The sequence below is a fragment of the Enterococcus sp. DIV2384 genome, from assembly GCF_050534975.1.
GTDB lineage: Bacteria > Bacillota > Bacilli > Lactobacillales > Enterococcaceae > Enterococcus > Enterococcus faecalis.
In genome coordinates, this window is record NZ_CP172905.1 from 551,984 (window position 1) to 564,481 (window position 12,498).

Genomic DNA, 12,498 nt, shown 5'->3' on the forward strand with positions numbered 1-12,498 from the left:
GAAAAGAATAATTTTATAGAAAAGTTGGAAAGCACAAATGAATCAGACAGCAAATAGCAAGAAAAAACGCTATATTACAGGTTTTGATGGCATTCGGACGATCGCTGTAATTGGCGTGATTTTGTATCACCTTTTTCCCCAAGTCATGCGAGGTGGCTACTTAGGTGTTCCGATTTTCTTTGTTGTTTCAGGTTATCTTATTAACGACTTGTTGCGGCAAGAATGGGCAGAAAATCAGACCATTGATTTAAAAGGATTTTATGTGCGAAGGATGAAACGGCTGTATCCAGCATTAATTGTGATGCTTTTAAGTGCAGTTAGTTATATTACACTCTTTCAGCAGGATTTATTAAACAATATTCGCAGCGTTGTCGCTAGTAGTGTTTTTTATTACAACAACTGGTGGCAAATTTTTAAAGGGTTTTCTTATTTTGATGGATTTGCGACACAATCGCCATTTGTACATATTTGGTCATTGGCAGTTGAAGCGCAAAATTATTTGATTTGGCCATTACTTTTTATTCTTCTGGAACGCTTTGTTCGTAAGCGCGGTCGAATTTTCAGTTTAGTTTTGATCGGCGCCTTAATTTCGGTGACGCTGATGGCCGTTTTATATGTTCCTGGCGCAGATCCTACACGTGTCTATTATGGAACAGACACACGTGTTTTTTCTATTTTACTAGGTAGTGCATTGGCGTATGTTTGGCCAAGCACACGTTTGAAAGAAGAAATTCCAGAAGCCTCTAAAAAAATCTTAAATGGCGCTGGTTTAAGTGCCTTAATTCTTTTAGTATTAGCCTTTTTAACATTATCAGATCATACAAATTTTGTTTATTATGGCGGCATGTTTTTAATTAGTTTGGCAGCCACTGTCTTAGTGGCCGTCACTGCACATCCAGGGGCAGATATGAATCGTTGGTTAACGAATCCAGTCTTTACGTGGATAGGTAAACGGAGTTATGGCATTTACTTGTATCAATTCCCCATCATGATTTTTTATGAGGCCAAAATTAAGACCTTATCGGACCATGTTTTTCTACATTCATTGGTTGAAATAGCATTAATTTTAGTCGTGAGCGAATTGTCTTATCGTTTTATCGAACATCCACTGACACGATTGTCTTATAAGGATGTCTGGACTCAATTCACTGAGTTCTTACGGAAACCGTGGGACCTTCGTGAAAAAGGGACAATGGCCTTTATGACAGTGATTAGCGTGATTGCAGTATTCGGTTTAATTGTGGCTCCAGCAAACGCTAAAAGTGCGCAACAAGAGCAACTAGAAAAAAATATTGCGAAAAATCAGCAAAAAATTGAAGAACGTAAAAAAGAAGTCCAAGAAAGTGGCACGAAAAATAGTAGCACGTCCACAGAAAGTAGTACAAAACCGAGTGAAAGCCAAGACGTTCTACCCACACAACTCACACCAGAGCAAGTAAAAAAAGCGCAGAATTTAGAAATCACAACTATTGGTGATTCTGTTATTCTAGATGGTGCTAGCGGGTTACAAGATATTTTCCCTAAAATGATTATCGATGGGGAAGTGGGCCGTCAATTGTATAGTAGCATTTCACTAATTGGTGAACTAGACAAAAAGAAAATGCTTAAAAATACTGTTTTAGTGAGTTTAGGTACGAATGGTCCTTTTACAGAGGCACAATTTGATGAATTTATGAAAGCGTTAGGTAATCGAAAAGTTTATTGGATTAATGTTCGCGTCCCAACTAGAAGATGGCAAAATCAAGTGAATAGTTTACTTAGTCAAATGGACAAAAAATACGATAACTTAACGGTCATTGACTGGTTTAATTATAGTAACGCCCATGATGATTGGTTTTATGATGACCGAGTTCATCCAAATGTGGCAGGTGGCGAGCAATACACACACTTTATCGCGGAGAAAATTTTACAGTAGCAAGAAACTTCCAGCTCAGATGAAAGGGGCTGGAAGTTTTTTGTTATAGGAAAAGCAAATATAGGTAATTTAATGATTTTCTTGAAAACCTAAGCTTTTTTTTTAGATATCTGGTATACTGTTTTTGTTACAAGTTCCCGAAAGGATTTAGCAAGTAATTGTCGTTACTTACTAAAGATGCCTTGTAACCGAAACTATTTAGGGGGAATAACATTATGACAGAAAGACATTTATTTACATCAGAATCCGTTTCAGAAGGACATCCAGATAAGGTAGCTGACCAAGTCAGTGATGCAATTTTAGATGCGATTTTGGAGAAAGATCCGATGGCCCGCGTGGCATGTGAAACATCCGTAACAACTGGTTTAGTCCTAGTATTTGGAGAAATTTCTACAACAGCTTATGTAGATATCCAAAAAATTGTTCGTCAAACTGTGAAAGATATTGGTTATACACGAGCAAAATATGGATTTGATGGAGAGACTGTCGCAGTTCTTGTAGCAATCGATGAGCAATCACCTGATATCGCTCAAGGGGTTGACGCAGCCTTAGAAGTGCGTGATCAAGATGAAAAAGACGATATTGGCGCTGGTGACCAAGGCTTAATGTTTGGTTTTGCTGTTGACGAAACACCGGAATTAATGCCATTACCGATCGCGTTAAGTCATCGTTTGGTTCGCCGTTTAGCAGAATTGCGGAAGGAAAAAGTCTTACCTTACTTACGTCCTGATGCAAAATCTCAAGTAACAGTGGAATATGATGATCAAGGTCAACCACAACGTGTGGATACGATCGTCATCAGTACACAACATGATGATGAAACAACCTTAGAACAAATCGAAAAAGATATTAAAGAACAAGTAATCAATGAGGTGATTCCTCATGAACTTTTAGATGATGAAACAAAATACTTTATCAACCCAACTGGTCGCTTTGTAATCGGTGGCCCTCAAGGAGATGCCGGCTTAACTGGTCGTAAAATTATCGTTGATACTTATGGCGGTTATGCTCGTCATGGCGGCGGTGCTTTTTCTGGAAAAGATGCAACCAAAGTTGACCGCTCTGCTAGTTATGCTGCGCGTTATATCGCGAAAAACATTGTTGCTGCTGGTTTGGCGAAAAAAGTAGAAGTCCAATTAGCTTATGCAATTGGTGTGGCGCAACCAGTGTCTATTTCTATTAATACGTTTGGTACGAGTGATCTTCCAGAAAGTAAATTAATCGAAGCAGTTCGTAAAAACTTTGATTTACGTCCAGCAGGTATTATTGAAATGCTAGATTTACGTCGCCCAATTTATAAACAAACTGCGGCTTATGGTCATTTTGGTCGAACAGATATTGATTTACCTTGGGAACAAACAGATAAAGTTGAAGCGTTAAAAGCTAGTTTAGCTGAATAATTAAATAAAAAAAACAAGAAGTCAGCCAATACTTGGCTGACTTCTTGTTTTTTTTTGTAATAATTTTTTTATGAAAAAGCATTTTTTTAAGACATTTTGTTCTTTTTTGTATAGAATAGCTATGGAGCAATTTAGAAAATTGACAATTGAATAGAAAAGGATGTGAACAAATGGCAAAAGAAACAAATGTTAAGTTAGTCACGGTGAGTGTTTTTGTGGCAACATTTATGACAGCCATTGAAGGGACCATTGTGTCTACTGCGATGCCAACGATTGTCGGCTCGTTACATGGCATGGAAATTATGAACTGGGTATTTTCAATTTATTTATTAACGAATGCGATGTTAACACCGATTTATGGGAAACTTGCGGATAAAATTGGTCGTAAACCTGTCTTCATGATTGGCATTATCATTTTTATTTTGGGCTCCTCGTTGTGTGGCTTTGCTCAAGATATGTTGACTTTAATTATTGCCCGCGCAATTCAAGGTGTGGGGGCAGGCGCAATTTTACCAGTTGCGTTAACGATTATTGCCGATATGTATACATTGGACAAGCGAGCGAAAATTTTAGGTTTAAACAGTGCCGCCTGGGGAATTGCTAGTATTTTTGGTCCGTTAGCAGGTGGTTTTATTGTAGATACAGTCGGTTGGCATTGGATTTTCTTCATTAATGTTCCTATTGGACTTGTTTTATTGGGCTTGATTAGTATTTTCTTAGTTGAACCAAAGCGGGAACGGACCAAGATGCCAATGGATATTTTGGGCAGCGTTACTTTGATGGCAGTGCTGCTAACGTTATTGCTAGGTTTTCAAATGATTAGCGATAATGGTTTTACATTAGTAACATTTGGTTGTTTGAGTTTGAGTGTGCTCTTTTTTGTAGCATTTGTGATGATAGAAAAACGCGCGCAAGACCCAGTGATTGATTTGCATTTATTTAATCAACCAACGTTTGTTTTAGTAAATCTTATTGCAGCGCTTATTAGCGGTTTCTTAATGGGGATTGATGTCTACATTCCGATGTGGATGCAAGGTGTCTTAGGAAAAAGTGCAGGAATTGGTGGCTTAGTTTTAGCGCCTATGTCGTTACTTTGGATGGCTGGATCATTTATAGCAAGTAGCTTCATGGAAAAATATGCTATGAAAAAAGTCTTAACGATTGGGTTATCGATTCTATTAGTCGGGGCCATCTTTTTAGTGGTAATGCCAATGGCCGTTCCGTTTTGGCTTTTCTTTGTAGTGTCTTCTGTCTTAGGAGTTGGTTTTGGGATTACTATCACAACGACTACGGTCACCGCACAAAGTACAGTGGAGCCTGAAAAAATGGGGGTTGCAACATCGTTTAATACGTTGGTGCGTACAATTGGGCAGACTGTGATGGTGTCAATTTTTGGTGTGATTTTAAACGCAGGAATGTTTGCAAAATTGGAAGCGAGCGCGTTAAACGTCGATGCAGATGTCATGAATCAATTAGTGAATCCACATACTGCAAATTTAATTCCAGCTGCGTTGTTAAAACCATTACGCGGTATCCTCTATGCAGGTCTGCATAATGTTTACTTAGTCGGTGCGGGCTTAGTTGTTGTCGCTCTTTTGTTAAATATTTTCGCAAAAGCGCAACGAGCGAAGGTTTAGTGGTACACTAATAGAAAGAGTATTGGAGGGAAAAGTAGATGGCCTTTTTACAAGCAAATATTTATTCAAATGTATTGGAAATGGAAGTGAATGTGAACGTAATTTTACCACAAGAAACGGTAAAAAAAGTGGGCACAAGTACCCAAGCAGCATTGACAGATATTCCCGTGTTGTATTTATTACATGGGATGGGAGGGAATCACAGTGTCTGGGCTCGCAGAACCTCTATTGAGCGGTATGTCGCTGATTTGGGGATTGCTGTCATTATGCCGTCCACGGATTTAGCTTGGTATACGGACACACAATACGATATGAACTATTGGACGTTTATCTCAGAAGAATTACCGAAAATTTGTCATCAACTCTTTCCACAGTTAAGTACAAAACGAGAAAAAACCTTTGCCGCTGGTTTGTCAATGGGTGGTTATGGCGCCTTGAAATTAGGATTAGCGAAACCAGAATCTTTTGCAGCCGTTGCTTCTTTGTCTGGGGCAGTTAGTTTATCATCCACTAGTTTTGGGGAATTATTAAAAGTCCGTAAGCGAAGCTATTGGGAAGGTATTTTTGGCCCGTTAGATCAAATTGAAGGTTCCATTCACGATCCGCTGTATTTATTACAACAATTAGTAGAAAGCCAAACAGAAATGCCCCAATTTTACCTTTGTTGTGGGGAGCAAGATATGTTACTTTCTGCTAATCAACAGATGGCTCAAGCGTTGGAACAGGCACAGGCAAGTTACACTTTTGAAACTGGACCAGGAGAACATGACTGGGTGTTCTGGGATGAATGGATTCAAAAAGCCTTGGCTTGGCTACCAATACCAAAATAGACAAAGTAGTTTTCAATATTTATTTTAAAAGTTAGCCCTTGGTCCGTCAGTCGAAATGACTGACGGACCAAGGGCTTTTTTTATTTAGATGAAGAGGTGTTGTCTGCTTGCAACCCATCTAAGTAGGTTTTAACGGCTTGAATAAAGGCGGATTTTTGGTGGATGGAGTGTCGAAATTGAATGCTTTCCTCCATGTACGTTAACTCATTGTCGGAGACATATTGTTTCATGTGCAACACTTGTTCTTTTAAATAGTCATCTCCGTTCAACACTTGCGAAACGAGCTGTTTTTCCTCCGTTGCGTCCATAATCATCCCAAATAAAAGATGTTGTAAAGACGTTACTGCTAAATGAGTCATTTCTGGTGAAAAACCTGCTTCTCTTAAAATGCCCATCATTTGATTCAAATGGCGTAATCGTTGGGGATAGGCAGGGACGGTTTGGATTTCGATAGCTACGGCACAGGGAAATTGTTGATAGAGATCATAATAGTTTTCCATGAAGGCCAGTAAGTCAGAATACCATTCACCACATAATGCAGGTTCTTGAAAGTGCTCTTCAATCGCTTCAGCCATACTTTGAAGTAAGGCTTGCTTATTTTTAAAATACCAATAAATTGCGGGCGCCTGTACACCAAGCTGTTTGGCGACTTTACGCATAGAAAGTTGTTCTAAAGTGGGACTTTTTTCTAACAAAGAAAATGCGGCTGCAATAATCGTGTCTTTTGATAATTTCGGTTCCATGATTTTAGCTCCTATTAAACGTTATCTTCGTAAGTTTATCAAAAAGAAGGTACACTTTATGATAGGAAAAACTTGTGAAAAATTAACTTGTTCGCTTGTATTTTACCACTAAAAATGGTAAATTATGAATCGGCCTTATTTTACAGTGTTAAATTGGTGAAGTCAATGAGCAAATTGATTTTTTTGTAATGGGGAAGAATTCGCAGACCAACACTGAAGAAGCAGGGAACTATTTTAAGAAAGTAGGGATAAGATGGACCTTATTATTCAACACGCCAAAAAATACAAAGGCTCGGTAGTTATTGCCTTGTTGGCGGTGATCGTAATGGTTGTCTCAGCACTTTGGCAACCAAAATTGTTACAACAAGTGTTGGAAGCAATTATGAATGACGATAGCGACAAAATGAAAAACTTAGGGATTCAATTAATTGCCATTGCAGGATTAGGACTCGTTGCAGGGGTTATTAATACAATTTTTTCTGCCAAAGTTGCCCAAGGTGTCAGTGCTGACATTCGTGAAGCAACTTTCCGCAAAATCCAAACCTTTTCATTTGGCAATATCGAAAAATTTTCAGCAGGTAACTTAGTTGTTCGTTTAACAAATGACGTTACTCAAATTCAAAATGTCATTATGATTGCGTTGCAGACACTTTTTAGAATTCCTTTTTTATTTATCGGGAGTTTTATTTTAGCGATGCTAACCTTGCCACAACTATGGTGGGTGATTGTTGCACTTGTCATCGCAGTTATTTTGATTTCTATGCTGTCCTTTTCGCAAATGGGCAAGCATTTCATGATTATTCAAAACTTGATTGATAAGATTAATGGTATCGCAAAAGAAAATTTGTTAGGCATTCGTGTCGTCAAATCATTTGTTCAAGAAAAAAATCAATTGTCACGTTTTACAAAAGTGAGTGAAGAATTAACCACCCATAACTTAATCGTAGGTAGCTTATTTGCTGTGATGATTCCAGCGTTTATGTTGGTGGCGAACTTAGCCGTTGTAGGCTCGATTTTCTTTGTGAGTAACTTAGTCAAGGATGATCCAACTTTAATCGGTGGTGTCGCTTCCTTTATGAACTATTTAATGCAAATCATGATGGCGATTATTATCGGCGGAATGATGATGATGATGACTTCTCGTGCCGCTGTTTCCATTAAGCGGATTAAAGAAGTGATGGAAACAGAACCAGATGTTACCTACAAAAAAGTCCCAGAACAAGAGTTAATTGGTAGTGTTGAGTTTGATCACGTATCTTTCCGTTATCCTGGGGATGAAGAAGATACCTTGAAAGACATCTCTTTCTCTATTCAGCCAGGTGAAATGATTGGGATTGTGGGCGCAACTGGCGCTGGTAAATCTACATTGGCACAATTAATTCCACGTTTGTTTGATCCGACAGAAGGAAAGATTGAAGTTGGTGGTGTCGATTTACGAGAAGTGAACGAACACAGTTTACGAAAAACAGTTTCCTTTGTATTGCAAAAAGCAATCCTGTTCTCTGGAACGATTGCGCAAAATCTACGCCATGGTAAACGTGACGCTTCTGAAGCGGATATGGAACGGGCTTCAGGCATCGCCCAAGCCAAGGAATTTATTGAAAAATTAGCAGAAGGTTATGATGCACCCGTCGAAGAACGGAGTAATAACTTTTCTGGTGGACAAAAACAACGGTTATCAATTACAAGAGGTGTGATTGGTGAACCTAAAATTTTGATTTTAGATGATAGTACCAGCGCGTTGGATGCTCGTTCGGAGCGGTTAGTCCGAGAAGCGTTGGATAAAGAGTTAAAAGAGACTACCACGATCGTTATTGCCCAAAAAATTTCTTCTGTTGTCCATGCAGATCGTATTTTAGTATTGGATAATGGACGTTTAGTCGGGGAAGGCACGCATGAAGAATTAGCAGCTACGAACCCCGTGTATCAAGAAATTTATGAAACTCAAAAAGGAAAGGAGGAAGCTTAATGACTGATTTAATAAAAGCTAGTAAATTTTTCTATCATTATTTAAAGCGTTACAAAGTTTCTTTCCTCTTTATTTTCTTAGCAATTTTCGCAGCGACTTATTTACAAGTCAAAGCGCCGCAATTCGTTGGGGAAGCTATTCAGGAATTAGCGAAATATGCGGTTAATGTGATGCAAGGAAAAGACGATAAAAGTGCGTTCGTTTCTGTCATTTGGAAACTACTCATTTTTTATGTCTTAACTAGTGCCGCTAGTTTCATTTATAGTATTCTCTTTACACAAGTCGTGGGGAAATCGACAAACCGCATGCGGATTGGTTTGTTTAACAAATTAGAAAAATTGACGATTCGTTTCTTTGATTCTCATCAAGATGGTGAAATTTTAAGTCGTTTTACTAGTGACTTAGACAACATACAAAACAGTTTAAACCAAGCGTTGCTACAAGTGTTAACCAATATTGCCTTATTGGTTGGTGTCTTAATCATGATGTTCCGTCAAAATGTGGAACTGGCATGGGCTACAATTGCTTCTACGCCGATTGCGATTTTAATTGCGGTCTTTGTGATTAGCAAGGCGCGCAAATATGTCGATTTACAGCAAGATGAAGTGGGTAAATTAAATGGCTATATGGATGAAAAAATTAGTGGGCAACGTGTGATTATCACTAATGGCTTACAAGAAGAAACCATTGACGGCTTTTTAGAGCAAAATGAAAAAGTTCGTGCAGCTACGTATAAAGGTCAAGTGTATTCAGGATTACTTTTCCCAATGATGCAAGGAATGTCATTAGTCAATACGGCAATTGTTATTTTCTTTGGTGGTTGGTTAGCAATCAATGGTTCTGTTGATCGTGCCGCTGCGCTAGGTTTAGTCGTTATGTTTGTCCAATATTCCCAACAATATTATCAACCATTGATGCAAATTTCTTCAGGTTATAGCATGATTCAATTAGCTGTTACAGGCGCTCGTCGTTTAAATGAGATGTTTGATGAACCAGATGAAATTCGTCCCGAAAATGGCGAAAAATTAGAAGAGATTAACAAAGCTGTGGCTTTAAATCATGTTGTTTTTGGCTATAATCCAGAAACGCCTGTGTTGAAAGATGTTTCTATTCATGTGGATAAAGGTGAAATGGTCGCTTTAGTCGGACCGACAGGCTCAGGAAAAACAACGATTATGAATTTAATGAATCGCTTTTATGATGTGAATGAAGGCGCCGTGACGTTTGATGGTGTGGACATTCGTGAAATGGATTTAGATAGCTTGCGTTCACATGTAGGCATTGTTTTGCAAGAGTCCGTTCTATTTTCAGGAACAATTCGTGAGAATATTGCTTTTGGTAAGCCAGAGGCCACGGATGAAGAAATTGTTCAAGCAGCGAAACAAGCGAATATCCATGAATTTATTGTAAATCTTGAGCAAGGCTATGATACTGAGATTACGGAAGAGAATAACCTTTTCAGTACGGGGCAAAAGCAATTAGTAAGTATTGCACGAACGATTATTACCAATCCAGAATTATTAATTTTGGATGAAGCAACAAGTAATGTTGATACAGTAACAGAAGCTAAAATCCAAAAAGCGATGGACGAAGCAATTAAAGGGCGCACCAGTTTTGTGATTGCCCATCGTTTGAAAACGATTCTAAATGCGGATCGGATTATTGTTTTACGAGACGGTGAAGTCATTGAAGAAGGCAACCACCATGAACTAGTTGAACAAGATGGATTCTATGCGGAACTTTATAAAAATCAATTTGTTTTTGAATAAGTTGAAAAAGAAGCAAAATGAGTCATTCTCATTTGCTTCTTTTTTTGCTATGCTAAATAGAAAAAGGAGATATATCAATGGGGAAAATGAGGAATGTACGGCAATTACGGCGCACGTTTTTGGTGCTAAATACTTTATTTGTACTGAGTGTATTCAGAGAGAATCGATGGACAAAATCGGCACTGCTTTTTTGGTTGTTGGCTAATAGTTTTTTTATGGACTGCAGTAGTTGATTTATCTTGGGGGCGAAAAAGGCTGGCTGATACATCTGCAGCGGTGGTATTATTGCGCGGTTCTTCTCCAAATAGTAGGCACATTGATTGTATATTTTTCGTTTTTTGTATAAAGGTCTCTCGTTTCTTGCCGGAGAATATGCTAAAATAAAAAGCAGCAGGGGGCGAGAAAACCATGGAAAAGCCAAATAAACGCAAAGCTGATTTAGAACGTACACGGCAAATTATTTTGTCTGTCGCTTCTGAATTATTCATGACAAAGGGGTTCAAAAATACCTCCACTCGTGAAATTGCTTTAAAAGCGAACATTACCCAACCGAATCTCTATCACCATTTTAAAAATAAAAAAGAACTGTATTTAGCTGTGATTGAAGAATTAACGTCCCGTGTTCAGGAAGAATTAGTCCCAATTGTTTCTGGAAATGCATCAGTAGAAGAAAAACTTTATCAATTAATCAAAGTTTTGTTAGATGAACATCCGACCAATCTTTTCTTAATGTTGAACGATATGTTTCAAGAAATGGGCCCTGATTACAATCGTACGCTGTATCAAATTTTCAAAAAAACCTATATCAATAATATTGCGGCTATTTTTGAAAGTGAACCTGAAACCAATTGCTTACAAGAGGGCATCAGTGTAGATGATGCAACTCGGTTTATTTTATATAACGTTAGTGCATTATTAAGTATTGAAAAAACGTACCAGCGAAAAACAGTGGATGACGATGTCAAAAAATTTATTCAATTTATGCTACATGGCGTTCTGAAAAGTCACAAATAAAAAATAGAGAAGCCCTGTTGAAAAACAGACTTCTCTATTTTTTTTGTAAAATTCACTTATCAATCGATAAATAATTATTGATTTATCGATTGATAAGTGATATAGTTTATTTCGAAAAGAAGAAAGAGGTGAACCATTCATGTTTTTAGGATTTAATGAAATGAAGTATTCAAAAGGACGGTACGTCCTTGTAGTCTTAGTAATGGTCTTGATTGCTTGGTTAATTTTTATTTTGTCAGGTTTAGCGAACGGTTTAGCTCAAGGAAATCGTTTAGCCGTAGATCAATGGCAAGCGAATCAAGTGGTTTTATCAAAAGAGGCCAATAGTAATTTAAATGTATCAGTGTTAGATGAAAACGTGAAAGAAACGATTTCAGGAGGCAAAATTGCACCGATTGGTCAACAATCTTTAGCCATCCGCCCAGCAGATGACAAAAAGGCTGAATTAACGAATGTTAGCTTATTTGGGATTGAAAAAGAAAGTTTTTTAATGCCAAAAGTGATTGAAGGAAACGCATTTACTGATAAAAATCAAGTGATTGCTTCAGAAACATTGAAAAATCAAGGATTTAAAATTGGCGACAAATTAACTGCAGGGAAATATGATGAGCAATTAGAAATTGTCGGCTTTATTTCTAAAAGTAGCTATAACATTGTGCCAGTTATTTACACTTCTCTGGATACATGGCGGTCAATTAAATATGGTGACAATCCAGCAATGGCCAAAATGGTTAATGGTTTCATTGTTCGCAGCAAGGACAACGCGGAAGTTAAAACGACTAATAAAGACAGCCAAGTTCTTTCAATTTCAGATTTTATTGAAAAACTGCCAGGATACAGCGCTCAAAACTTGACCTTGGATGGCATGATTTATTTCTTGATTGTGATTGCAGCGTTCATTATCGGTATTTTTATCTTTGTGATGACTTTACAGAAAACAGCAATGTTCGGTGTCTTAAAAGTTCAAGGGGTGCCGACTAGTTTCTTAGCAAAGGCAGTCATGCTACAAACCGCTTTATTGGCTGTTCTAGGAGTGGCGATTGGTCTTGCTTTAACGGGAATTACCGTGCTCTTTTTACCAGAAGCGATGCCTTATGCAACTAATGGACCACGCATGATTTTGTTTAGTATACTATTGATTTTATCTGCATTAATTGGCGGGGCATTTTCAATTCGAACGATTGCTAAAATTGATCCGTTAATCGCGATTGGAGGTTAAAG

The 12,498-nt window shown here is 37.9% G+C and carries 10 protein-coding genes and 1 riboswitch; of the genes, 9 read left to right on the plus strand and 1 reads right to left on the minus strand.

What is annotated here, in order from left to right; all coding sequences use genetic code 11:
• The first annotated feature begins 37 nt into the window (after positions 1–37).
• From IGK54_RS02695 to IGK54_RS02710, 4 genes are all read left to right on the plus strand, one after another.
• Positions 38–1,915 (plus strand): acyltransferase family protein, encoded by a 1,878-nt coding sequence (locus tag IGK54_RS02695; RefSeq protein ID WP_430603171.1) that lies wholly within the window; start codon positions 38–40, stop codon positions 1,913–1,915.
• Between the two features lie 122 nt (positions 1,916–2,037).
• Positions 2,038–2,133, plus strand: a riboswitch (SMK box riboswitch).
• The gene (gene metK / locus IGK54_RS02700; protein ID WP_002355656.1) at positions 2,131–3,315 is read left to right on the plus strand and encodes a methionine adenosyltransferase; all 1,185 of its coding nucleotides are present in this window, start codon (positions 2,131–2,133) and stop codon (positions 3,313–3,315) included. Its footprint overlaps the riboswitch before it by 3 nt.
• A 170-nt stretch (positions 3,316–3,485) precedes the next feature.
• On the plus strand, positions 3,486–4,952 hold the full coding sequence (locus tag IGK54_RS02705) for an MDR family MFS transporter (RefSeq protein WP_002355658.1): 1,467 nt from the start codon (positions 3,486–3,488) through the stop codon (positions 4,950–4,952).
• A gap of 38 nt (positions 4,953–4,990) precedes the next feature.
• A complete protein-coding gene (locus IGK54_RS02710) occupies positions 4,991–5,782 on the plus strand; it encodes an alpha/beta hydrolase (protein WP_002355660.1) in 792 nt (263 codons plus the stop codon).
• Positions 5,783–5,862: 80 nt separating this feature from the next.
• Here the strand turns inward: IGK54_RS02710 and IGK54_RS02715 are convergent, their stop codons facing one another.
• Entirely contained in the window at positions 5,863–6,525 is a 663-nt protein-coding gene (locus tag IGK54_RS02715) for a TetR/AcrR family transcriptional regulator (protein ID WP_002358755.1), read from the minus strand.
• A 253-nt stretch (positions 6,526–6,778) separates the two neighbouring features.
• Between IGK54_RS02715 and erfC the strand changes: the two genes are divergently transcribed.
• From erfC to IGK54_RS02740, 5 genes are all read left to right on the plus strand, one after another.
• Entirely contained in the window at positions 6,779–8,494 is a 1,716-nt protein-coding gene (gene erfC, locus IGK54_RS02720) for a multidrug ABC transporter ATP-binding protein/permease ErfC (RefSeq protein WP_002355662.1), read from the plus strand.
• Positions 8,494–10,263: a multidrug ABC transporter ATP-binding protein/permease ErfD gene (erfD, locus tag IGK54_RS02725; protein WP_002358756.1), complete on the plus strand. Its 1,770-nt coding sequence runs from the start codon at positions 8,494–8,496 to the stop codon at positions 10,261–10,263. The genes erfC and erfD overlap by 1 nt, the downstream gene beginning before the upstream one ends.
• Positions 10,226–10,468 carry a hypothetical protein gene (locus IGK54_RS02730; protein WP_002398098.1) on the plus strand — a complete coding sequence of 81 codons (243 nt, stop codon included), beginning with the start codon at positions 10,226–10,228 and terminating at the stop codon, positions 10,466–10,468. The genes erfD and IGK54_RS02730 overlap by 38 nt, the downstream gene beginning before the upstream one ends.
• Before the next feature lie 203 nt (positions 10,469–10,671).
• Complete coding sequence (locus tag IGK54_RS02735) at positions 10,672–11,277, plus strand: TetR/AcrR family transcriptional regulator (RefSeq protein ID WP_002355664.1); 606 nt, start codon at positions 10,672–10,674, stop codon at positions 11,275–11,277.
• Between the two features lie 139 nt (positions 11,278–11,416).
• Positions 11,417–12,496 carry an ABC transporter permease gene (locus tag IGK54_RS02740; protein WP_430603173.1) on the plus strand — a complete coding sequence of 360 codons (1,080 nt, stop codon included), beginning with the start codon at positions 11,417–11,419 and terminating at the stop codon, positions 12,494–12,496.
• Positions 12,497–12,498 lie beyond the last annotated feature (2 nt).